This window comes from Hymenobacter sp. B1770, from assembly GCF_049896385.1.
GTDB lineage: Bacteria > Bacteroidota > Bacteroidia > Cytophagales > Hymenobacteraceae > Hymenobacter.
The window spans coordinates 769942-791511 of the sequence record NZ_JAFCUF010000001.1; the positions used below are offsets into that span (position 1 = coordinate 769942).

The following is a 21570-nucleotide window of genomic DNA, read 5'->3' on the forward strand; positions in this document are numbered from 1 at the left end:
TATTTTTGCAGCTATGCCCGTCGCATGGGAATGTGCGGAATACCATCCTCCAAATATCCCTCCCCGCACTGCACGAACCCAAAGCCTTGGTAAAACCGCTCCAGGTATTGCTGCGCGCCAATTTTGATGGGCTGCGGTCCATACAATACCTCGCAGTGCGCAATGGCCTGCCGCATGAGTTCCTGGCCCAGACCGTGCCGCCGCTGTGCGGGCGACACAATCACGCGGCCAATGGCTACTTCTTCGTAGCTGATGCCAGCGTCAAAAAGCCGGGCATAAGCGGCTAGCTCACCGGCCTCGGTGTGGCCGAGCAGGTGGTAGGCTTGGTCGTCTTGCCGGTCGAGGTCCTGGAAAACGCAGTTCTGTTCTACTATAAATACCTCGACACGCAGCCGCAGCAGCTCGTAGAGTTCGTTCAGGGTGAGGTCTTCGTAAGGTTTAATGGTCCAGTGGAGGGTCATTCGAATTATTCTTTAGGCATGCGGGCCACCTCATCCAGCGTCACCACGCGGTAGGTAATGCCTAGGTTGGCGGCGTTTTGCTCCACAGTGGTTGGGAAGCCGGCTTTCTTACGGCGCTCGTTCACTTTCGCCGCGTCTTTGATGGGCCACACAAAGGGCGGCTGGGGCTCGCGCTGCCCGGTGGCTGTGCTCCGGATGTTGTACCCCAGCGCCTGCGTGCCGTAGAGTTGCTCCTTGCCTTCGCGCATGAGCTGGCGGTCCAGCATCTGGCCATACAGGTAAAAGGGCAGTTCGTCACGCTTGGCTGCCTTTTTTATGAGCGGGAGGTAAGTTTTGATGTCGTCGGAGTGCTGAATGACAAACCACGCGGCCTCGTTGGTGGGCGTGCCCACTAGCGTCTTGCCTGGGTAGCCGTACTGCTTCAGAATGGCGCGCACCCGCACTTGGTTCGACGAATCGGTCTGCTGCATGCGGCGGCCGATGTAGGGCCCCAGGGCCTCGGTGCTTACCCCCAGCGCTGCCGCCAGTGAGTCGGGCTTGCGGCTCAGGCGCTGGTCAAACAGCATGCTCCGCCACCGCTGGTCCACGACGTAAATGCTATCCAACTCCCGCTTCAATACAAGATTAAGCCGCGATTGACCCACAACCGAATGGGTGGTTGACAACAGTAGAATAGCCAAAACGACAACTTTCATAGGCGCAACAAAGGAACGGCTTTGCCTCAAGGGACTACCAAAATAAACCCGGCCCGCTGCAACAGCGTCGGGCCGGGTTTATTGCCTAGTGAGAAGGCTATTTAGGTTTTTACTTTTTGGGCAATTCGCGGCCTACCTCGGTTTTGCTCACGCTTTCAATGTTGGTGCTGCCCGTGGCCCGGGATTGGCCGCGCGTTTTGGGCTTGGAGCTTGAACGCGAAGCCCGCGTTGGGCCAGTGGCTGGCGTGGTATTGGTTTGGCGGCCAACTCGCTGCCCGATGCCCGGCGAGTAGTTCGGAGTAATGGTCACAGGACTTTGTGCTGGGCTAGCGTTGGTGCGGCTGGCGGCCCGCTCAGCGGCCGCTGGTGAGCCACTACGCGAATTTGGTGTCTGGGCCGATGCACTAGCAGTGCTAATGACCAGAGCGGCCAGAATGAGGATATTTTTCATAACTGAAGTCGGATTGAGAATAGGTGGGATGCAATTACAACTGGCTCATTTACGGCATTGTTGCTCCTGTCGTTGGCAAATAATACTTACCGTTCAGCTTAGGCCGCCACCGGTTCTTCGCTGCCCAGCTCGCTCAGCACCCGCTTGGCCTGCTGAATGGAGCGCACTTCCTCAAACGTCACAATCAGCTGCTCCTTTTTCTCCTTCAAGCTGGCCGTGCGCGAGTGCGTCTGCACGTAGTTAAGGATGGTGCCGAACTGCTCGCCTTGGAAATACTGCTTGTGGTCGTCGTCGGCCGGCAGGTAGCCCTTCAGCGTGTCGCGCTTGAGGGTAATTTTAGTGAAGCCCGCCTTGCAGGCCTGCCAGCGCAGCCGCACAATGTCGGCCAGCTGCTCCACTTCGGGTGGCAGCGGTCCAAACCGGTCCACCATGCTGGCGAGTAGCTTGCGCAGCTCCTCCGGCTTCTGGGCGCGGTCGAGCTTGGCATAAAGCTGCAGGCGTTCCGAAACGTTGCTCACGTACTTCTCCGGGATGAGCACTTGCTGGTCGGTTTCCACGTTGCATTCGTGCTGGCGGCCGGCACCAGCTGCCATTTGCAGGCGCTGGTTGGAGTCGCCAAGGAACAGGTCGCGGAACTCGGTTTCCTTCAGTTCCTGCACGGCCTCGTCCAGAATCTGGTGGTAAGTTTCGTAGCCCAGGTCGTTGATGAAGCCCGACTGCTCGCCACCCAGCAGGTTGCCCGCGCCGCGAATGTCGAGGTCGCGCATGGCCACGTTGAAGCCCGCGCCCAGGTCCGAAAACTCCTCCAGCGTGCTCAGGCGCTTGCGGGCATCGGCCGGCAGCTGCGCCACGGGCGGCGTGAGCAGGTAGCAATACGCCTTGCGGTTGGAGCGGCCTACGCGGCCGCGCATCTGGTGCAGGTCGCTCAGGCCGGCCAGGTGGGCGCGGTTGATGATGATGGTGTTGGCGTTGGGAATGTCCAAGCCGCTTTCGATGATGTTCGTCGAAACCAGCACGTCGTATTCTCCCTCCACAAACTTCATCATGCGCTTCTCCAGCATCTCGCCGTCCATCTGCCCGTGGGCGTAGGTGATTTTAGCATCGGGCACAAGGCGCAGAATGGTGCTGGCCATTTCCTCAATGTCCTTCACGCGGTTGTGCACGAAGAACACCTGCCCGCCGCGCTTCAGCTCCCGCGCCACCGCGTCGCGAATCAGAATTTCATCATACACGTGCAGTTCCGTACTCACCGGCTGTCGGTTGGGCGGCGGCGTGGCAATCACACTCAGGTCGCGGGCGCCCATCAGCGAGAAGTGCAGCGTGCGCGGAATGGGCGTGGCCGAAAGCGTGAGCGTATCCACGTTCACTTTCAGCTCCTTGAGCTTGTCCTTAGTCTTTACCCCGAACTTCTGCTCTTCGTCAATAATGAGCAGGCCCAGGTCTTTAAACTTGATGTCCTTGTTTGTGAGCCGATGAGTACCGATGAGGATATCCGTTTTCCCTTCGGCCACGCGCTGCAGGGTTTCTTTTATCTGCTTCGTCGACTTGAAGCGGTTGATGTACTCCACCGTCACGGGCAGCGTAGCCAGCCGGTCGCGGAAGGTCTTGTAGTGCTGCATGGCCAGGATGGTGGTGGGCACCAGCACGGCCGCCTGCTTGCCATCGGCCACGGCCTTGAAAGCCGCCCGAATGGCAATTTCCGTCTTGCCAAAGCCCACGTCGCCACAAACAAGCCGGTCCATGGGGTGGGGCTGCTGCATGTCCTGCTTCACGTCCTCGGTAGCCTTGGCCTGGTCGGGCGTGTCCTCGTAGATGAAGCTTGACTCCAGCTCGGCCTGCATAAAGCCATCCGGCGAGAACGCGAAGCCCGGCGCCGTTTTGCGCTTCGCATACAGCCGAATCAGGTCGGCCGCAATGTCCTTTACCTTCTTCTTAACCGACTTTTTCTTGTTCTCCCACTCCGGTGAGCCCAGCTTGCTCATGGTAGGCGGCGAGCCCTCGGCGCCGCTATACTTCGCAATCTTGTGCAGCGAGTGTATGCTTACGGTCAGCAAGTCATCATCCCGATAAACTAGCCGGATGGCCTCCTGAATCTGCCCGTTGATTTCCACCTGCGTCAGGCCCGCAAAGCGCGCAATGCCGTAGTCCTGGTGCGTCACGTAGTCGCCGGGCTGCAGGGTCTTCAGCTCGCGCAGCGTCAGCGCCTTCTTCTTCGAGAACTTCTTGGTTTCCTGTGCGCGGTAGTAGCGCTCAAACAGCTGATGGTCGGTATACACGGCCAACTCCAGCTGCTCATCAATAAAGCCTTCGCGCAGGGCCAGTAGCAGGTGCTGAAACTTGACGTTGTTGTCCAGCTCATCGAATATGGTCCGCAGCCGGTCGGCTTGCCGTACCGTGTCGGCGGTGATTATAGTGGTGAAACCCCGGAGCTGATTCTCCTTCAGGTTCTTCACCATCCGCTCAAACTCCTTGTTGAAGCTGGGCTGCGGCTTGGCCGAAAACTGGAAGGTTTCGGCATTCTTAAAATGAAAGCGTTTGCCGAACTCCACCACCGCGAACTCATCGAGCAACTTCTTGAAATTCTTGCCCGATTCAAATAAGTCGCCTGGCTTGCTCACGATTTGCATGCCGCCGGCCTCGCTCAGCATCTGCTGGAAGTTGGCCTCAGCCTTCTCAAATAGCTCCGTCACTACATCCAGCGTCTGGCGCACGTCTTTCAGCCAGATACAGGCCGTGCGGGGCAGAAAGTCAAAGAATGCCTCCCGCGTTTCTGTCAGCATTTTCGTCTGCACGTTGGGAATGATGCTGATGCTGGGCCGCGGCTCTACCGACAGCTGCGTCTCCGGGTTAAACGTCCGGATGCTCTCAATCTCATCGCCAAAAAGCTCCAGTCGAAACGGCAGCTCATTGGCGTAGCTGAACACGTCTACAATGCCACCGCGCACGGCGTACTGCCCGGCTTCGTACACAAAATCAGTCTTCTCAAAATCGTACTCACCCAGCAGCTCGCCCAGAAAGTTCACATCCAGCTTGTCGCCCACTTTCGCGTTGAAGGTGTTCTTCACCAAACTCTGGCGGTTGATAACCTTCTCCGTCAAGGCCTCCGGGTAGGTCACGATGAACACGCTGTTGCCAGTCGTGGCCGCGCGCGTCGTATTCAGCCGGTTCAGGGCCTCGGCGCGCATCAGCACGTTGGCGTTTTCCGTTTCATCAAACTGATAGGGCCGCTTGTATGAACTCGGAAACAGCAGCGCCTCGGGCCCTTCGGGCAGCAGATGCTGCAAGTCGGATAGGAAATAAGCCGCCTCGTCCTTGTCGTGCAGCACAAACACGTGCGGGTGCTGGCCGTGGGCCACGGCGGCCGCCACCACCGCATCCTGGCTGCCCACCAGGCCACGCAAATGCAGGCGTACACTGCCGGGGTCAGGCTTGGCGGCACCACGCAGGCGCGCCGCCAGGCTTTGCAGCTCCGGAGAAAGACGATAGAGGCGGAGGAAGTCAGCTACTTGCACAGAAAATATGGCTTGCGAACAACAAATACAGTAGCCCGGCCGGAGAGATTCCGGTCGGGCAGGGGCTTAGGATACAGTGTAGCCGAAGGTAAGGTTTCCGTAGCCTACCCGTAGCTTCGTGGTTTCGTGGTCGGAGGGGCGCTGCCTAAGCTTAGTTGTCAGTTGCTCGTTGTCGGTTGTCAGGCAAACGCCAGTCAGCAGTTGCCCTTGATACCTACGACAAGCTCCAATTCTGATAACCGACCCTAGCACCAACCCCATGCGCGGCTCTTCTCACTTGGCCATTGGCCTCATCACCGGCGTAGCTATTGCGGGCTTGGTGCCGGGGACTCCGTTTTCGCTGCCTGGCATTGCCCTGGCCGGCTTCTCCAGCTTGGCCCCCGACCTCGACCACCCCGATAGCCGCCTCAGCAAGCGGCTGGGTTTCTCCCAGAACTACGTGCGGTGGGCGTTTGCGGCAGGCGCCCTGCTGCTGGGTGCCTATTCCTACCTGCAACTGGTCCCTGGCTCCGAGCAGCGGCTCTACTACACCGCGGCCCTGGCCTTCGGGCTGATAGGTGTGGGCATGCAGGGTGGCTCAGCGCGTCGGCTGGCGTTGCTGTTCACGGGCCTGGGCACGGTGGTAGCCGGCCTCTACACCGAGCAATTGTGGCTAAGTTTATTGGGAACGTTTGTGGCGCTGGCGCCCTTCACTTCGCACCGCTCCTGGACGCATACCATCTGGGCCACCGCCCTCTGGACGTACATCGGCTACCTAGCCGAGAAGCACCTCGGTTGGAGTAGTGTCGCGCTCTTTGCTGGTGGCGGATATGTATCTCATTTGGTAGCAGATAGTTTGACTAAGGCCGGGGTTAGATGGTTTCTGCCGGTATCGGGTTATTCTTTTAAACTGCCAATTATCACCACTGGTTCGGCCTCCGGTAACCTGCTCGAAATAGCCATTTGCGCCGGCTATGGACTGTTGGTTTTGGGGTTGGTAATCGGCAATATTGGTTTTTAGACGGTGGCTTAGATAAAGCTACGGGGTAATTGAGCCCAATTGCCTGCTGTCCTGCAGGCCCGTCCTATTGCATAAGTCAGCCAATACCATTAGCTTCGCAGCAGATATGCCAGTTTATCAAGGCGGTGTTGTTATTGACTTCGTATTACTATCCAGCGTTATCAGTAGCCCCGGCCCTTGGGCATTCTATTAAGTCAAGCAATTATTATAACATCTAGTCGGGACGTGCTGCACACCGGGCGCAGCTACCAGAAGAAATAGTGCTATACCGATTGTCATGTACTTGCAGCAGGAGCACTTGTGCCCTGCTTTCGTGGCGATTCTACCCAATCCACACACAATTTGTACCACCTAAAACGCATTTCTAACTTTAATAAAAATCATTACCATGAACCAGATGAACAGCCCCTTAATTCGGGTTGGTGTCTTCTATGACGGCAACTATTTTTTAAAAATAAGTGACTATTATTATTTCCAGCACGAACGCAAGGCCCGCATCAGCCTGGAAGGATTACATGAATATATACGCCATCAAGTTGCAGAAGAAGAGGATGTAGACGTGCGTTTGGCACAAATAACCGACGCGCACTTTTTCCGTGGCCGTCTCTCCGCCACAGAAGCCCGCGACAAGGACCGACTGTTCCACGACCGCCTGCTCGACGACATTCTGATGAACCTGGGCGTGCAAACGCACTACATGGCGCTGAAAACCCGCGACGGCCGCCTCCAGGAAAAAGGCATCGACGTGTGGCTCTCCCTCGAAGCCCTCGAACTGGCCCTGCACAAAACCCTGGACGTGGTGGTGCTCATCGCCGGCGACAGTGACTACGTGCCCCTCATCCGCAAGCTCAACACCGTGGGAACCCGCGTGATGCTGCTGAACTGGGACTTCAAATACGAAGATTTCAAAGGCGAAACCCGCGTTACCCGCGCTTCGCAGCAGTTGCTGGAGCAGGTCACCTACCCCGTGGCCATGCACGACGTCATCGACCGCGGCCTGCAGACCCAGGACGAAATTGTAGAAGCCCTGTTTGTGAACCAGTCGGAACCTGCCGCTTTTGCCCCCAGCACTGCCTCGGCTCCCAAGCTGGTGCGCCCCACCGGCCCCACCGCCGCTGGCCCCGTGGGCACGCTAGGCATGAGCACCATCAAAAACTTGAAGAACGGCTTCGGCTTCGTGGTGATGCCGCCCAACAATCTGTTCTTCAGCTACGCCGACCTCACCGAAGGTGACTTCAACGACCTGCGCGAAGGCGATTGGGTGGAGTTCACCGTGGGTCGCAACCACCGCGACGAGGATTGTGCCCGCAACGTGCGCAAAGTAGCTGCTCCGCAGCTCAGCGACATGGAGGATGAGTACGAGCCCGTAATCGTGCACGCCGCCACAGCCGAGCTGTAAAGCCAGAATTCAAAAAGTTAGAAACTAAAAAGGCTCGTCTGGTTTACCAGGCGAGCCTTTTTTTGAACACACAGCTCTTAGCTCATCACCAGCTTCGCGAAGTCACGCTTGTCGGCCGGGTAGCGGTTGAAGGTGCCAAGGCCGCGGGCAACGGCCACATCTTCCTTGCCTTGGGCTACGCGATAAATGACACAGCTGCTCACCACCAGCTTTTTGCCGGTGTGGTCCACCAAACCCTTTGCCACCAGCACATCGTGCAGGTGCACGGCGTGCAGGTAGTTCATCTTGAACTCCACGGTCGACACAAACTCCAGGGTGGTGAAAGCCTGAGAAAGTGCGGCTGCGCCCAGAGCTGCATCCATTAGGCCGGCGAGCACGCCACCGTGGCAGGTGTTGGGAGAGGAAAGGTGCTCTTCCCTGACTATCATGCGATACTCGGCCTGGCCGGGGGCGGGCACGTGCAGGTCCATGCCGTTGGCCTGTCCGTAGCGGTTCATGGCGTTGTACGCGGCCACCATGGCGGCCAAGTCAGGAATGCGGCGAGTGACAGAGTCAGTATCGGACACGGAGTATGAAGGAAAATCTAATTAAATGAATTGAACTAGTAATTGTGCCGAAAATCAGCTTCATTTACCAAACTTAAGCTGGCTCATGCTGGCTTCGCTACCTACATCATCGCTATTGCCCCAACCATGTCTGCTTTGCCGCTCACTTTCGCTGAATTCTACCCGCGCTACCTACGTGAGCACAGCAAGCGCGGTACCCGGGTGCTGCACTTTATAGGAACTACGCTATTTTTGATTTCTTTGGTAACATTGACCGTCACCGGGCAGTGGGGATGGCTGCCTGTGGGCATCTTGGCGGCTTATGGGTTTGCGTGGGTGGGCCACTTTTTTGTCGAGCGCAACCGCCCGTCTACTTTCCAGCAGCCGTGGTTTTCCCTACTCGGCGATTTTCGTATGTATGCCGACCTATGGAGCGGCCGTGAGAAATTCTAACACCCGCTAGAGTTGCTTGCGCATCAAAAAATGCGGAATAATCCCGAACAGCGTGTGCGAGGGGGCTACCACCACGTAGCCCAGCCGCTCGTAAAAGCCGACCGCCGATTCGCGCGAGTGCAGCACAATTTCTGAGAGGCCCGCTGCCTGCGCCCGGGCTTCCAGTGCAGCCATTATCTGGCGGCCCAGGCCTGTGCCCGCCGCTTGGGGGGCACAGGCCATAAACCGCACTTGCCCCTGCTGGGAAGTGGTAGGTTGCAGCATGCCCACTGCCAGGGCCATGGGGTGCTCGCTGGTTTCGTCCTCCAGCAGCAGGGCGTGAATGGTGCCGGGCTCCTCGTCGGCGGGGCTGCGCTCCGAGCCGCGGGGCTGCTGCCAAGGCTCGCGGAGCACCGTGTAGCGTAACTCGTAATACGCCTCCCATTCGGCAGGAGTGCGGGGCGGGCGGATGGGCGAATTGGGCATAATTTGAACCGTGATTAAAAGCACGCAACCATGGCAGAGTTGGGCCGTTACCTTTGCACCCGGCTCCGGCCGATTACTCATCTCAAAACTACGACCCACCCCGCTATGGCATCCTTCGACATCGTGAGCAAAGTAGACCCGCAAACCTTGGAAAACGCGGTGAACACGGCTCAGAAAGAACTCCAGACCCGTTACGACCTCCGCGACACGAAGGGTGGCATCGAGTTGAACAAAAAGGAGAACACCATCCTGCTGTCGTCGGAAAACTCTATGCGCCTCAAAGCCTTGGAGGATATTCTGCTGGGCCGAGTAGTAAAGCAGGGCATCGACGGTACCAGCCTCGACTTTTCGGCCGATGAGCAGGCCGCCGGGGCCCTGGTGAAGAAAACCATCAAGGTGCGCGCTGGCGTCGACAAAGACTTTGGCCGCAAAATCATCAAGGCCATCAAAGATGCCAAGGTGAAAGTAGAAGCCCAGATGCAAGACGACCAGGTGCGGGTATCGGCCAAGAAAATTGACGACCTGCAGGCGGCCATCGCGGTGCTCCGCAAAACCGACATTGGCCTGCCACTGCAATTTGTGAACATGAAATCCTAGCTCCTAAGCTCCGCCACTTTACCACCTTATTACCTTCACTACTCGCATCAATGTACGATTTCGGTGCTTTCGCCCAGGCAGCTACTTGGGTTAGCTTACTTACCCTCACGTTTATGGAGGTGGTGCTGGGGATAGATAACATCATCTTCATCTCCATTGTGGTGGGCCGCCTGCCGGAGGAGCAGCAAGCCCGTGGCCGCACCATTGGTCTGCTTCTGGCCCTGGTGTTCCGCGTGGTCCTGTTGCTCAGTATATCGTGGATTGTGGGGCTAAGAACCTCGTTGTTCGACCTCAACCTCCCGTGGATGGACGAGCCCTTTGGGGTAACGGGACGCGACTTGATTTTGCTGGCCGGCGGCTTGTTTCTCATATACAAGAGCACCACCGAAATCCACAACAAGCTGCAGGGCGAGGAAGACCAGGAAAACGGTATAGGCGGCAAGCAGGTGACGATGCGCAATATCATTTTTCAAATCATCCTCATCGACATCGTTTTCAGCTTCGACTCTATCCTTACGGCCGTGGGCTTGGTCGACAACGTGCTCGTGATGATTGCGGCCGTGGTAGTGGCCATGGGCATTATGTTGGCATTCAGCGGCGTAGTTGCAGGTTTCGTGAATAACAACCCCACCATCAAAATGCTGGCCCTGTCGTTCCTCATCATGATTGGCTTCATGCTGGTGATGGAATCGGCTCACAAAGAGATTGAGAAGGGCTACCTCTACTTCGCCATGGCCTTCTCCCTGACGGTGGAATTGCTCAACCTGCGGCTCCGAAAAAAGAGCAAGCCCGTACAGTTGCGAGACTCACAGTACGACTAACGCGTTTTTTACAACCCCCTTACTGGCCGACATGACGCAACCAAGGGCGTCGTGTTGGCCTTTTTGGTTGTGGTTGTTAACCGTTAGGCTTTCCTATGAGGCGTGGCTGCACTGCCACGTCCTTGGCTGGCGCAGCATCTCACGCTCTTCATGAGCTTACTATGCTTGTCGACACCAGTTGGGATTCTGGGATGGCCTACAATAAGATTTGAAACGCCGTAAGCACCAGCAGCAGCACCGCCGCTATGGAGGCCATCAAGCGGTGGTCACTTTTGAGGCGGGGCGCCAGGCCGAGCGCGGCCATGAGCAACAGTCCCAGCCAGATGATTTTCTTCTTGCCTTCGTAGATGGAAGAAATTGGGTACTCCCGCTGGTGGTAGGAGGGCCGGGCCGAAGTAGCGGTTCCCCAAAGGGGGGTGCGCCTCACCACTACCCGAGCTCCATTGGGCAGGTCATTGTAAAGGGTAAACGTGCCCTTGTTCGTCTCGTGAACGGTTTTTTGATAAGAACCCTGGTCTGTATAAATGTAAGTCGTTTCGTTGCGCACGACCGTTTCGGTGCTCTCGGTGGCTAGGAAGTAGTCCAGCGCCAGGCTGGCGCACAGCAGCAGCGAAACCACCAACAGCGGGCGCAGCAAGCGCATGGTCCACTTGTAAGCAGTTGCGTGGCGAACGGTGAAGGGGACGTGGGCGGGCTCGAAACGGGTGGCCCAGGCGGTGCTGCGGGCGACTTCGCGGGCCCGGTTGGGCCAGGTCGGGCGGGCTGCTGAGGCACCAGGCTGAATATTGGCATCGTAGGCGACGCGCCGCGACGGGTCGCTCAAAACTTCATAGGCGGCGTTAATGGCAAAATACCGTGCATGCGCCTGTGGGTCGGGCGTGCGGTCGGGGTGCGTAATGAATACCAGCCGGCGGTAAGACCGTCGAATTTCGGCTATTGAGGCATTCTCGGGCAACTCCAAGACCTGGTAGTGCGTCATCAAGGGCAAAATTGCTGATTGGCAGAAGAAACGTTTGCGAAGGCAAGTACAAGGGCAGTCTGGTCGAGCACGCGCTGCTGCACCAGTTCGAGCAGGCGGCGGTTCAGCTCGGACCGGTGCTGGCGGTAGAAAGCATACTCCTCGGCACTGAACACGCCACTTACCAACCCCACCACGGTGTAGCGGAGCTTGGTGTTGCGGGCCAGCAGTTCAGCCAGCAGCCGCTGCTGGTCGGTGGTGCTGGCTTTGGCTAAGGGAATGTGGTGGTCGAATACAAAATCTGCTACGATGGCCAGCAGCAGCTGGTTTTGCAGTTTTAGCACCGGGCGCAGCGTGGCATGCAGGAAGGCTCCTACCGTGCCGGGCTCTGCCGGGGCCGTGGGCACCGACGGGCGCATGGCCAGCAAGGCTACATCGGAGCGAACATCGGAATCAGCAAGCATACCAGAGTAGGGTTAGAAAGCGCAGCTATTGAGGTAATGCGAGGAGGTTAGCACTTAACGGGTTTCGGAAGCAAGTGGCCGTACTACCTGCCCCCGCCTCGCGATTGACAGCATCAAAACTAATGACTTGCAACCTTCTGGTTCACCCACAAAGTTTAATCCAAAGTTCATTCAGTTGCTTCTGGAAAGCCTTAAGAGTACGAGAGCGAGTAAACACGTAGAGGACGCCCTTCTGGTTCTCGCCTGCTGCTTTATACCACCCCCAGCTTCACCAGCGCATCCCAGAGAACCACGCCCGCCGCCACGCCTACATTAAGCGAGTGCTTGGTGCCAAATTGAGGGATTTCTACCGCAAGGTCGCAAAGAGCCAGCACGGCGTCGTCGACACCAAACACCTCGTTGCCAAGCACCAACGCCAGTGGGCGGCCTGCCTCCGGCTGGAAGCTGGGTAGCGATACGCTGCCCGTGGTTTGCTCCACGGCCACTACCTGGTAGCCAGCTTCTTTCAGCGCCGCCACGGCCGCCGTGGTTTCTGCCGCAAATTCCCAGGCCACCGACGTCTCGCTGCCCAAGGCCGTTTTGGTGATTTCGCGATGCGGTGGCCGCCCCGTGATGCCGCAAAGCCAGATTTTCTCCAGGGCAAAGGCATCGGCCGTGCGGAACACTGCCCCCACGTTGTGCAGGCTCCGCACGTTGTCGAGCACCAATACCACCGGGCTTTTGGGCGTACTTTTGAAGTCAGCTACCGCCACCCGGTTTAGCTCGGCCATTGTCAGTTTTCGCATGCTCAAAGGTACTTCGCCGCGGCGCCAAGTGCTCGCAGGAACGCACCATAGCGCGTTCGATGTTTGCGTCAGTAGCCGGAGAGTTGGCAGTCGGCTTCAGATTTTTTTGCCCAACGACTGAATGCGCCCCGGCGCGTTCCCTTAGGTTATTCGCTTTGTCTGCAACCGCCGCCCCCAAGAAACAATTCGTTATCAAGTCCGTTGGGCCCGACCACATTGCGCCGGGTTCGCCCGTCGATACGCCCCTGATGAAGCAGTACTACCTGCTCAAGCAGCAGCACCCCGGTGCGGTGCTTTTGTTCCGGGTCGGCGACTTCTACGAGACCTTCGGTGAAGATGCCGTTACGGCCAGTCGCATTCTCGACATCACGCTCACCAAGCGCGGCGGCGGCACGCCCAACGAAATTGCCCTGGCTGGCTTCCCCCACCACGCCCTCGATAACTACCTGCCCAAGCTGGTGCGGGCCGGCCAGCGTGTGGCTATCTGCGACCAGCTCGAAGACCCCAAACTGGCCAAGGGCCTCGTCAAGCGCGGCATCACTGAGTTGGTGACGCCCGGCGTGAGCATGCACGACAACGTGCTCGAGCGACGCTCCAACAATTACCTCGCCGCCATTCATTTCGGCAAAGCCGAAGCCGGCATCTCTTTTCTTGATATCAGCACGGGCGAGTTTTTGGTGGCCCAGGGTACCTTGGACTACCTGGGCAAGCTGCTCCAAAACTTCAGCCCCGCCGAGGTGCTATTCTGCAAGAAAAGCCGGAGCGAGTTTGAGCAGCACTTCGGCCCCGATTTCTGCACCTACGCGCTGGATGAATGGGTTTTTGGCAATGATTATGCCCACGACACGCTCACCCGCCACTTCAAAACCACGTCGCTAAAAGGCTTTGGGGTTGATACGCTGAAGGAAGGCATCATCGCTGCCGGCTGCATCCTTCACTACCTCGCCGAAACCAAGCACTCCGACCTGGGCCACGTGGCCAGCCTGGGGCGTTTGGAAGAAGATAAATACGTGTGGCTTGACCGCTTCACGGTGCGCAACCTGGAGCTGGTGCACGCCCAGCACCCCGGCGGCGTGCCTCTTATCGACGTGCTCGACCAGACCCTGACGCCCATGGGAGCCCGGCTGCTGCGCAAATGGATAGTGCTGCCCCTGAAAGAAGTCAGCCAGATTCAGCGCCGCCTCGATACGGTGGCGGCCCTGGTAGCCGACGAGGAGTTGCTGGGCGACCTCACCCAGCACCTGCGCCAGATAAACGACCTGGAGCGCCTCATCAGCAAAGTGGCCGTGCGCCGCGTGAACCCGCGCGAGCTGCTGCAGCTGGCCCGGGCCCTGGAGGCCATCGCTCCTATGCGCGAGCGGTTGGCGGCCTCCGGCGTAAAAGCCCTGGAGAAACTCGCCGACCAGCTCAACCCCTGTGCCAACCTGCGGCAGGAAATTTTAGCTAAAATCAAGCCCGACGCTCCGCTGCTCACCAACCAGGGTGGCGTGCTGAACACCGGCATCGACGCCGAGCTGGACGAATTGCGCGCCCTGGCGTTTTCTGGTAAAGACTACCTGCTGCAGCTCCAGATGCGCGAGCAGCGCAATACTGGCATTTCGTCGCTTAAAGTGGCCTATAACAAGGTTTTTGGCTACTACCTCGAAGTCACCAATGCCCACAAAGACAAGGTGCCTACGTCCTGGATTCGGAAGCAAACCTTGGTGAACGCCGAGCGCTACGTGACCGAGGAGCTGAAAACCTACGAGGAGAAAATCCTCAACGCCGAGGAGCAGCTGTTCGCCATTGAGCAGCGCATCTACACCGATTTGGTGCTGGCCGCGCTCGATTTCGTGCCGCAAATCCAGCAAAATGCCCGCGCCATTGGCGTCACGGACTGCCTCGCCAGCTTTGCCCTCACGGCCCGGCAGCAGCGCTACGTGCAGCCCGTAGTGAACGACGGCACCGTGCTCGACATTCGCGCCGGCCGCCACCCCGTCATTGAGCGCCAGTTGCCGCCCGGCGAAAGCTACATCCCCAACGACATCTGCCTAAACCAAGACGAGCAGCAAATTGTGGTGATAACCGGCCCTAACATGGCCGGCAAGTCGGCTCTGCTGCGCCAGACGGCCCTTATTGTGTTACTGGCCCAAATCGGCTCCTTCGTACCCGCTGACGCGGCCACGGTCGGCATTATCGATAAAATCTTTACTCGCGTCGGGGCCTCCGACAACCTGAGCAAGGGCGAAAGCACCTTCATGGTAGAGATGACCGAAACCGCGTCCATCCTCAACAACCTCTCGGACCGCAGCCTTGTGCTGATGGACGAAATTGGCCGCGGCACCAGTACCTACGACGGCATCAGCATTGCCTGGGCCATTGTGGAGCACCTGCACAACAACCCCAAAGCCAAGGCCAAAACCCTTTTCGCCACCCACTACCACGAGCTCAACCAGTTGGCCGACGAGTGCCCGCGGGTGCGCAACTACAACGTGGCCGTGAAGGAGGCCGACGGCCGCATCCTGTTTCTGCGCAAGCTCCAGCCCGGCGGCTCCGAGCACAGCTTTGGCATCCATGTGGCGCGGCTGGCAGGCATGCCTACTTCCGTGGTGCTGCGCGCCAACGAAATCATGCACCACCTCGAAGTGGAGCGCACCAGCGCGGGAGCCGACGACAGCGTGCCTACGGAGTTCGACGATTTTTTGGGAGATTTGACCAATAGCAATGGCCACCGCGGCGGCTCGCCTCATCCGGGGAGTGCGCCGGAAGCAGCCATGGGCACCGAGGCTGTTGCCGCAGTTCCGCGGCCGCGGGCTACCTCGGCCGTTGCCACCGCCCCGCGTCCTACCGTGCAGCTCAGCATGTTTGAGCCCTCGGACCCGGCGCTGGAGCGCATCCGCGAGTTGCTACAGCACCTCGACATTAACACCCTGACACCCATCGAAGCCTTGATGAAGCTGAACGAGCTGAAGCTGACCTTGGGCAAGTAAGAAATTTTTCGGCCTGAAAATGAAGCGAAAAGGCCTGTCAGGTGAAAATTTATACCCCTGGCATTTGCTTCGCCAAAAAAGCCCCTTACCTTTGTCGAACCATTCAGCGCTATGAAAGTAGCAATGAACCTCCCGCGAGAGTAGCTCAGTTGGTAGAGCGCGACCTTGCCAAGGTCGAGGTCGCGAGTTCGAACCTCGTCTCCCGCTCCAAATTAAAAAAAAGACGTTGCTTTACCGCAACGTCTTTTTTGTTTGAACCCGCATCGGCGGGCAAATGCCAGAGTGGTGTAATGGTAGCCACGAGGGACTTAAAATCCCTTGTCTTCACGGACGTACGGGTTCGAGTCCCGTCTCTGGTACAACTAATGCCCTTTGTGATGTCACGAAGGGCATTTTTTATGCGTTAGGGTACAGATGGGCATAGCGGAGGTGATTCTTGTAAAAATCTTCGTTGAAAGCGCTCCACCCGGGACACCCTGCCCACTGCAACCAGCACACCCCAGACTTAGTCAGTCACGTTCGGCCATGCTTACGTTAATGCCGGCGTCATCCCCGAAGGCTTCGAAGCCGCTGGCCAGTGCCCTCGTGTAGCGCCTCGATGAGCTCAGCGTCCGCTTCGGCCACGCCGCCGTTTAGGTTGCCGTGGCCTTCGTCCCTAGCCCAAAGGCCATGGTGCCAAGACGCCACCCGTTGCCCCCTGGCAGCGTAGCAACAGCGCTGCACCCCGACTTCACCACATCCCGGGACGAGCTATGGGAATTTCTTTTCCCAGTTACCCAGTCATATAAACCCGACCTTCGTATCCCGACCTCCGACCTCACCGCCGTATTGATGCCCCTGGCCCCGCCACCGTCCGACCTGCAGTCCGTCTTCAGCGCCCTGCCTGGCGCCAACCTGCTGCTCACCCCGGAGTGGCGGATTGTGGCCGCCAGCGACGACTACCTGGCCGCGGCCCTAACCGAGCGGGACACCATCGTTGGAGAGTACATCTTCGACGCTTTTCCCAATAACCCGCAGACTCCCGAGGCCAATGCCGTGGCCAACGTGCGGGCCTCCCTGGAGCAGGTGCTGGCGACCAAAGAGCCGCACGAGATGCCTCCGCAGCACTACGACGTGCCCGACCGGGCGCACCCCGGCCGGTTTGTGGAGCGTCGCTGGCTGCCGCGCCACACGCCCGTGCTCGACGCGGCCGGGCAGGTGCAATTCATCATTCAATCCGTTCAGGACATAACCGCCAGCCGCGTGGCCGAGCGGCAGTTGCGCGAAAGCCAGGCCGGCGAGCAGGTGGCCCGCGCCGAGGCTGAGGAGCAGCGCCACCGGTTCCACGAGGTGCTCATGCAGCTGCCCGCCTACGTGGCGGCCTATCACGGCCCCGACCATGTGTACCAATTCGTCAACCCGCCCTACCAGAGCTTGTTTCCACACCGGACTTTCCTTGGCCGGCCGTTTCGTGAAGGTATCCCGGAGGCCAATGGGCTGGGGGTGGTGACCTTGTTTGACCGGGTGTACCAAACCGGCGAGCCGTTTTACGCCCAAGCCATGGAAGGCTGGTTTGACTTCCGCGGCACCGGCGAGCCGGAGCAAGTGTTTCTTAACCTTTCGCTGCATCCTTTGCGCAATGCGCAGGGCGATGTCGACGGGGTGCTTGATTTCTCCTACGACGTAACCGAGCAGGTGCGGGCCCAGCAGCAGACGGAACAGCTCAATGAGGAGCTCGAAACCCGCGTGCAGGAGCGCACCCAGGCCGGGCTGGCCCTGCAGGCCGAGCTGCTGGCGGCCGCGCAGCGCCAGGTGCAGGAGCGCGAAACGTTCTACCAGATATTTGAGCAAACGCCGGCCTGCATTGCCTTGTTGCGTGGGCCCGAGCACAGAGTAGAGTACCACAACGAGGCGTACCAGCAACTGTTTCCCGGCCGCCAGATGCGGGGGCGCCTCCTAGTCGAAATTCAGCCTGACGCGGCCGAGCAGGGCTTTGTAGCGCTGCTCGACGGCGTGTACCGGACCGGCGAAACCTTTGAGGGGCGAGAGGTGCAGCTGGACATTGAGCAGCCAGGCGGCGGGCGCAAGAAAAACTACTTCAGCTTTACCTACCAGGCCTACCGCGAAAACGGGCAGATTGCGGGCGTGTCCGTATTTGCCTACGACGTAACCGAACAAGTGCGGGCCCGCCAGGAACGCGAGGCGCAGCAGCAGAAGCTCCACGCGCTGTTAGAGCAGGCGCCCGTCGGCATCTGCATCCAAGCCGGCCCCGACTTGGTGTATGAGTTCGCTAACCCCAGCTACCAACGGCTTGTGCCCGGCCGTACGCTGCTGGGACACCCCCTGTACGACGCTCTGCCCGAGCTGCGGGGCACGGAAGTAGAAGCCCTGCTCCGGCGCGTGTACGAGACCGGGGAAACGCAGCGGGTCCTGGAATTCCTCATTCCCGTGGCCCGCACCAACGACGGTGAACTGGAAAACCGCTACTTCACTATTGTCTTCCAGGCTAGGCGCGATGAGCAGGGGCGCATCAACGGCATTCTCAACTTTGTGGTGGAGGTTACCGAGCAGCTGCAGGCCCGGGAGCAGGCAGAGTTCAGCCGCGAGGAGCTCAAGCGCTTCAAGTTCATGGCCGACCAGGCCCGCGACCCCTTCATCCTAATGCGTGAAGACGGTAGCTTTGCCTACCTTAACTCGAAAGCCCTGGATGCCTGGGGCTACACGGCCGAAGAGGCCCGCAACCTCCGCGTGCCCGACGTTGACCCCATATACCAGGATTTCGAATTCAACGAAGTTTTTGCCTCGGCCCAGCGTGACACCATCCCACAGTTCGAAACCCTGCACCGGCACAAGGACGGCCGCATCTTCCCGGTGGAGGTAAACATGGGCGGGCTGCTGCTGAACGGGCAGCCCCACCTGTTTGCCGTGGCCCGCGACATCACCCAGCAGAAGCGCATTGTGGCGGCCTTGCAGGAAAGCGAAGCCCGCTTCCGCACCATGGCCGACGCTGCTCCAAACATGGTGTGGGCCGTGCACCCGGATTCGACTATCCGCTACATCAACCGCGCCTTTCTCGACTTTGTGGGGCTGGACAACGAGGAGCAGTACGCGGCTACGGGCTGGGGTCCTTACCTGCACCCCGACGAACTAGAGCTGACCCGGACCACGCTGTCGCAGGCCATCGAGCAGGGGCAGCCCTACGTGCTGGAGCACCGCATGCGGCGCCACGACGGGCAGTACCGCTGGCTGCTGGCCCAGGGCGCGCCGAGCTACCTGGCTGGCGGCGAGCTGTACGGCTACGTGGGCTCGGCCATCGACATCACCGAGCTCAAGCAAAGCAACGAACAGCTGCGGCGCACTAACGTCGACCTGGACAACTTTATTTACACGGCTTCGCACGACCTCAAGGCCCCCATCTCCAACATCGAGGGCCTGCTCTACCTGCTACGCGAGGAACTGCCGCCGGCCGTGGTGGCCGAGCAGGAAACTGCCTCCACGCTTGCCCGCATGCTCGAATCAGTCGAACGGTTCAAGCGCACCATCGACCACCTCACCGAAGTGTCCAAGCTCCAGAAGGAGCACGCGCCGGCCATCAGCGCCGTAGACCTGGGAGCCGTAGTGGAGGGCGTGCGCTTCGACCTGGCCCCGCTGCTTCGCGAAACCGATGCCGAGCTTCGCGTGCACCTTGATGGCTTTCCGTCCATTCCTTTTTCGGAAAAGAACCTGCGCAGCATCGTTTACAACCTGCTCAGCAACGCCCTGAAGTACCGCCACCCCGACCGCCGGCCCCATGTGGATGTGCGCAGCCACCTGCGCGCCGGCTTCGCAGTGCTCGAAGTGCACGACAACGGCTTGGGCATCGCCGGGCACCATCTGCCCAAACTCTTCAACATGTTTCAGCGCTTTCACGACCACGTCGACGGAACGGGCATCGGCCTCTACATGGTCAAGCGCATGATTGAGAATGCTGGCGGCCGCATTGAGGTGCACTCCCAGCTTGGCGGCGGCACCACTTTTTTCGTGCACCTGCCCTACGCTGAAGCCCCCGTTACCGCCAATTAACCAGCGTTACCTGATAAACCAAAACGAGCGGCCCCTCTGGCCCGCTTGTTCGCACCTAATACCCCCTACGCTTCTTCCTGCTGTGGGCGCTTGGCTGCTGGTCCTGCCTGTCTAGGCCATGCTGAATCCTGCGTGGCTCCTAACTGTCCTCCGCCTAGATGCCGGCGTAGAAGAACTGTGGGAGCACTTGGTGCAGAACTTGGACAAAATCGGCCGTCATCGGTCACCAGGTGGTGGGTTCAGTGCCATTACAAGGCATGATTTTGCTTAAACAGAAACTGTTTTACTGGTTTTATGCGGTGTTGGGTACTTTTATCTCCGTTACAAAACAGCCGACCGCTTTAGGTAGGTGCAGTCGGCTTTTTGCACCTATGGCTGGCTAAGAGCGAAAGGTCTGAGGGCCGAAACCGGCTCGCATCAGCACGTAGAGCCCGGCTACCGGGAGCGGACTTACAATAAAGTCCAGCAGCTGGCGGCTGAGTCGATAAGCCCAGGCACTGTTGCCGGTGAATTTATTGAGTAGCACCATGGCTGCGTAAATGGCCAAGGCGCCCGCGTAAAGCCGCAGCACCAGTAGCCAAGAAGCGGGAGGAAGCAAGATGCGAAGTAGCAGCAGACAGGTGCCTAGATAAAGCACCGCATATGTTGCCACAGCGGGTAGGAAGCGTGTGGTGATGCCCCCATCAATTCCCTGCTGGAGGGTTTGGGCGGTGCGGCTCAGGCCCAGGCTTGCCATCAGGCTTTGCCAGAACTTAGTAAGGGCTTGTAGAACTGGCTCGTCGAAAACGCCAATCAGAAACAGCACACCTACCAAAAAACCAGCAATAGCCCACTGCCCATAGCGCACCAGGCCAGATTTGGGAGTAATTTGGCTAGGTTGTTTGAGCACGGAGGGCATCGGTCGAGGATTGTGGCGTTCCGGAGCTTTGGGCAGGAATGGCCAAGCGCTTTGCCCACAGCATCCAGAGCCCGAAAATGAAGCCGTACACTACAAAAGTGAAGGTGTAGTGGTGGTTGAAATCGACCGATTGCTGAGAGTAGTGATGGTTGATGGCTAGTGCCGCAACCCGCACCACATTCAGGCACCAGATAAGAGCGATGCCCGCAGAAATGTACCACAGCTTACGCCGCCAAGGGCCCGGAAAAGCTGCCACAAACCCCGCAAACAGGATGTACAGCACCAAGCCATTGCAGGGAGCTCCTATAATGACTGCCGGCTTGCCACTCATCACAACGAGCGTAGGAAGCTCGAGGCTAACGGTGGCTTTGAACCCCAGCATTTGCAGCAGTCCTACCCCGGAGGCAGTAATTTGCTTGCAAAGCGTAGCGTCGAGGCGGCCGTCGGGCTTCAGCAGTTGCTCGTAGCCAAAAAACCATGCGAGAAACAGTGCCGCAGCAATAACTAAAAACCGGTAGAGAATCCGGTTCCCGGAAGGGGCGGGGGTGAGGGTAGCTGTTGTCATGACCAGGAAAGGCAATAAGGCACTTTTATCAACAAAAAAGCGGCTCTTCCTTTCGGGAGAGCCGCTTTCGAAACTATATCTGGAATTAAGCCTTGCGACGACGATTGCGGAGATGCTTTACGCCATAAGCAACACCACCGGCCAACAGCAACGAAATGCCACCATCAACGGGGATTTCCGTGGGGTTAAGGGGGGTGCCGGGCTGAGGTCCGCCGCTGCCAGGCTGAGCAAAAGCCACTGCAGTAGTAGCCAAAGCAAGGAGTAAGCTCGGTAATAAATTGTTTAGCAGAAATGATTTCATACTGGAAGGCTAAGGAAAATTAGGAGACAATGCAGCGTTGGCGATAGTAGCAAAGATAAAAACACTTATTTATAAGCCAGAGCGATTTCACTAAAAACCGGACAAACAAGCGCCTCCTTAACCACGTGTTTCACACCTACGTATCTGATGATGAATTGGTTTTTGGGTTGATAGCGAAGAGCATGAAGAT

19 protein-coding genes and 2 tRNA genes are annotated in these 21570 nt (G+C 58.5%); 9 read left to right on the top strand and 12 right to left on the bottom strand.

The annotated features are described in order from the left end of the window. Nucleotides 1-11: 11 nt before the first annotated feature. From ACP7AJ_RS03175 to mfd, 4 genes are all read right to left on the bottom strand, one after another. Nucleotides 12-461: a GNAT family N-acetyltransferase gene (locus tag ACP7AJ_RS03175; protein ID WP_426058729.1), complete on the bottom strand. Its 450-nt coding sequence runs from the start codon at nucleotides 459-461 to the stop codon at nucleotides 12-14. A 5-nt stretch (nucleotides 462-466) separates the two neighbouring features. After that, nucleotides 467-1156, bottom strand: a complete 690-nt coding sequence (locus ACP7AJ_RS03180) for a DUF6624 domain-containing protein (RefSeq protein ID WP_426058730.1) — start codon at nucleotides 1154-1156, stop codon at nucleotides 467-469. A 109-nt stretch (nucleotides 1157-1265) separates the two neighbouring features. Continuing rightward, nucleotides 1266-1607 (bottom strand): hypothetical protein, encoded by a 342-nt coding sequence (locus tag ACP7AJ_RS03185; protein ID WP_426058731.1) that lies wholly within the window; start codon nucleotides 1605-1607, stop codon nucleotides 1266-1268. A gap of 98 nt (nucleotides 1608-1705) precedes the next feature. Next, a complete protein-coding gene (gene mfd, locus ACP7AJ_RS03190; RefSeq protein WP_426058732.1) occupies nucleotides 1706-5119 on the bottom strand; it encodes a transcription-repair coupling factor in 3414 nt (1137 codons plus the stop codon). 259 nt (nucleotides 5120-5378) lie between these two features. Here mfd and ACP7AJ_RS03195 point away from each other — a divergent pair, with 259 nt between their 5' ends. Both ACP7AJ_RS03195 and ACP7AJ_RS03200 read left to right on the top strand, forming a co-directional pair. Then, nucleotides 5379-6119: a metal-dependent hydrolase gene (locus tag ACP7AJ_RS03195; protein WP_426058733.1), complete on the top strand. Its 741-nt coding sequence runs from the start codon at nucleotides 5379-5381 to the stop codon at nucleotides 6117-6119. Between the two features lie 397 nt (nucleotides 6120-6516). Then, a complete protein-coding gene (locus ACP7AJ_RS03200; protein ID WP_426058734.1) occupies nucleotides 6517-7518 on the top strand; it encodes an NYN domain-containing protein in 1002 nt (333 codons plus the stop codon). Between the two features lie 77 nt (nucleotides 7519-7595). Here ACP7AJ_RS03200 and ACP7AJ_RS03205 read toward each other — a convergent pair whose 3' ends face one another. After that, nucleotides 7596-8084: a PaaI family thioesterase gene (locus tag ACP7AJ_RS03205; RefSeq protein ID WP_426058735.1), complete on the bottom strand. Its 489-nt coding sequence runs from the start codon at nucleotides 8082-8084 to the stop codon at nucleotides 7596-7598. A 126-nt stretch (nucleotides 8085-8210) separates the two neighbouring features. Between ACP7AJ_RS03205 and ACP7AJ_RS03210 the strand changes: the two genes are divergently transcribed. Then, nucleotides 8211-8516 carry an Mpo1-like protein gene (locus ACP7AJ_RS03210; RefSeq protein WP_426058736.1) on the top strand — a complete coding sequence of 102 codons (306 nt, stop codon included), beginning with the start codon at nucleotides 8211-8213 and terminating at the stop codon, nucleotides 8514-8516. 6 nt (nucleotides 8517-8522) lie between these two features. Here ACP7AJ_RS03210 and ACP7AJ_RS03215 read toward each other — a convergent pair whose 3' ends face one another. Then, nucleotides 8523-8981 carry a GNAT family N-acetyltransferase gene (locus ACP7AJ_RS03215; RefSeq protein WP_426058737.1) on the bottom strand — a complete coding sequence of 153 codons (459 nt, stop codon included), beginning with the start codon at nucleotides 8979-8981 and terminating at the stop codon, nucleotides 8523-8525. Nucleotides 8982-9086: 105 nt separating this feature from the next. On the opposite strand from ACP7AJ_RS03215, the gene ACP7AJ_RS03220 reads away from it, so the two are divergent. Further along, a complete protein-coding gene (locus ACP7AJ_RS03220) occupies nucleotides 9087-9578 on the top strand; it encodes a YajQ family cyclic di-GMP-binding protein (protein ID WP_426058738.1) in 492 nt (163 codons plus the stop codon). Between the two features lie 50 nt (nucleotides 9579-9628). Beyond that, complete coding sequence (locus ACP7AJ_RS03225; protein ID WP_426058739.1) at nucleotides 9629-10399, top strand: TerC family protein; 771 nt, start codon at nucleotides 9629-9631, stop codon at nucleotides 10397-10399. A 196-nt stretch (nucleotides 10400-10595) separates the two neighbouring features. Here ACP7AJ_RS03225 and ACP7AJ_RS03230 read toward each other — a convergent pair whose 3' ends face one another. The 3 genes from ACP7AJ_RS03230 to ACP7AJ_RS03240 all read right to left on the bottom strand — a co-directional run bounded on the left by ACP7AJ_RS03230 (nucleotide 10596) and on the right by ACP7AJ_RS03240 (nucleotide 12606). Continuing rightward, nucleotides 10596-11378, bottom strand: a complete 783-nt coding sequence (locus tag ACP7AJ_RS03230; RefSeq protein WP_426058740.1) for a J domain-containing protein — start codon at nucleotides 11376-11378, stop codon at nucleotides 10596-10598. Then, complete coding sequence (locus tag ACP7AJ_RS03235; protein WP_426058741.1) at nucleotides 11378-11821, bottom strand: hypothetical protein; 444 nt, start codon at nucleotides 11819-11821, stop codon at nucleotides 11378-11380. The genes ACP7AJ_RS03230 and ACP7AJ_RS03235 overlap by 1 nt, the downstream gene beginning before the upstream one ends. A gap of 251 nt (nucleotides 11822-12072) precedes the next feature. Further along, nucleotides 12073-12606 (bottom strand): RNA methyltransferase, encoded by a 534-nt coding sequence (locus ACP7AJ_RS03240; RefSeq protein ID WP_426058742.1) that lies wholly within the window; start codon nucleotides 12604-12606, stop codon nucleotides 12073-12075. Nucleotides 12607-12854: 248 nt separating this feature from the next. On the opposite strand from ACP7AJ_RS03240, the gene mutS reads away from it, so the two are divergent. The 4 genes from mutS (at nucleotide 12855) to ACP7AJ_RS03260 (ending at nucleotide 19616) form a co-directional block, all read left to right on the top strand. Next, nucleotides 12855-15575, top strand: a complete 2721-nt coding sequence (mutS, locus tag ACP7AJ_RS03245) for a DNA mismatch repair protein MutS (protein WP_426058903.1) — start codon at nucleotides 12855-12857, stop codon at nucleotides 15573-15575. A 134-nt stretch (nucleotides 15576-15709) separates the two neighbouring features. Beyond that, nucleotides 15710-15785, top strand: a tRNA-Gly gene (locus ACP7AJ_RS03250). A gap of 66 nt (nucleotides 15786-15851) precedes the next feature. Then, nucleotides 15852-15934: transfer RNA gene (locus ACP7AJ_RS03255), tRNA-Leu, on the top strand. Nucleotides 15935-16244: 310 nt separating this feature from the next. Further along, the gene (locus tag ACP7AJ_RS03260) at nucleotides 16245-19616 is read left to right on the top strand and encodes a PAS domain-containing protein (protein WP_426058743.1); all 3372 of its coding nucleotides are present in this window, start codon (nucleotides 16245-16247) and stop codon (nucleotides 19614-19616) included. A 379-nt stretch (nucleotides 19617-19995) separates the two neighbouring features. On the opposite strand, the gene ACP7AJ_RS03265 is transcribed toward ACP7AJ_RS03260, so the two are convergent. From ACP7AJ_RS03265 to ACP7AJ_RS03275, 3 genes are all read right to left on the bottom strand, one after another. Next, a complete protein-coding gene (locus tag ACP7AJ_RS03265) occupies nucleotides 19996-20514 on the bottom strand; it encodes an XrtX-associated membrane protein (RefSeq protein WP_426058744.1) in 519 nt (172 codons plus the stop codon). Next, complete coding sequence (gene xrtX / locus ACP7AJ_RS03270; protein ID WP_426058745.1) at nucleotides 20489-21079, bottom strand: exosortase X; 591 nt, start codon at nucleotides 21077-21079, stop codon at nucleotides 20489-20491. The genes ACP7AJ_RS03265 and xrtX overlap by 26 nt, the downstream gene beginning before the upstream one ends. 85 nt (nucleotides 21080-21164) lie before the next feature. Next, nucleotides 21165-21380, bottom strand: a complete 216-nt coding sequence (locus tag ACP7AJ_RS03275; protein ID WP_426058746.1) for a PID-CTERM protein-sorting domain-containing protein — start codon at nucleotides 21378-21380, stop codon at nucleotides 21165-21167. Between the last annotated feature and the right edge of the window lie 190 nt (nucleotides 21381-21570).

Bases quoted from the DNA above. Each gene is read 5' to 3' on its own strand.
- xrtX (WP_426058745.1), bottom strand. From the start codon at position 21,079: ATGACAACAGCTACCCTCACCCCCGCCCCTTCCGGGAACCGGATTCTC.
- ACP7AJ_RS03200 (WP_426058734.1), top strand. From the start codon at position 6,517: ATGAACAGCCCCTTAATTCGGGTTGGTGTCTTCTATGACGGCAACTAT.
- ACP7AJ_RS03230 (WP_426058740.1), bottom strand. From the start codon at position 11,378: ATGACGCACTACCAGGTCTTGGAGTTGCCCGAGAATGCCTCAATAGCC.
- ACP7AJ_RS03260 (WP_426058743.1), top strand. From the start codon at position 16,245: ATGGTGCCAAGACGCCACCCGTTGCCCCCTGGCAGCGTAGCAACAGCG.
- ACP7AJ_RS03215 (WP_426058737.1), bottom strand. From the start codon at position 8,981: ATGCCCAATTCGCCCATCCGCCCGCCCCGCACTCCTGCCGAATGGGAG.
- ACP7AJ_RS03180 (WP_426058730.1), bottom strand. From the start codon at position 1,156: ATGAAAGTTGTCGTTTTGGCTATTCTACTGTTGTCAACCACCCATTCG.
- ACP7AJ_RS03175 (WP_426058729.1), bottom strand. From the start codon at position 461: ATGACCCTCCACTGGACCATTAAACCTTACGAAGACCTCACCCTGAAC.
- ACP7AJ_RS03265 (WP_426058744.1), bottom strand. From the start codon at position 20,514: ATGCCCTCCGTGCTCAAACAACCTAGCCAAATTACTCCCAAATCTGGC.
- ACP7AJ_RS03185 (WP_426058731.1), bottom strand. From the start codon at position 1,607: ATGAAAAATATCCTCATTCTGGCCGCTCTGGTCATTAGCACTGCTAGT.
- ACP7AJ_RS03210 (WP_426058736.1), top strand. From the start codon at position 8,211: ATGTCTGCTTTGCCGCTCACTTTCGCTGAATTCTACCCGCGCTACCTA.
- ACP7AJ_RS03225 (WP_426058739.1), top strand. From the start codon at position 9,629: ATGTACGATTTCGGTGCTTTCGCCCAGGCAGCTACTTGGGTTAGCTTA.
- mutS (WP_426058903.1), top strand. From the start codon at position 12,855: ATGAAGCAGTACTACCTGCTCAAGCAGCAGCACCCCGGTGCGGTGCTT.
- ACP7AJ_RS03235 (WP_426058741.1), bottom strand. From the start codon at position 11,821: ATGCTTGCTGATTCCGATGTTCGCTCCGATGTAGCCTTGCTGGCCATG.
- ACP7AJ_RS03275 (WP_426058746.1), bottom strand. From the start codon at position 21,380: ATGAAATCATTTCTGCTAAACAATTTATTACCGAGCTTACTCCTTGCT.
- ACP7AJ_RS03195 (WP_426058733.1), top strand. From the start codon at position 5,379: ATGCGCGGCTCTTCTCACTTGGCCATTGGCCTCATCACCGGCGTAGCT.
- ACP7AJ_RS03240 (WP_426058742.1), bottom strand. From the start codon at position 12,606: ATGCGAAAACTGACAATGGCCGAGCTAAACCGGGTGGCGGTAGCTGAC.
- ACP7AJ_RS03220 (WP_426058738.1), top strand. From the start codon at position 9,087: ATGGCATCCTTCGACATCGTGAGCAAAGTAGACCCGCAAACCTTGGAA.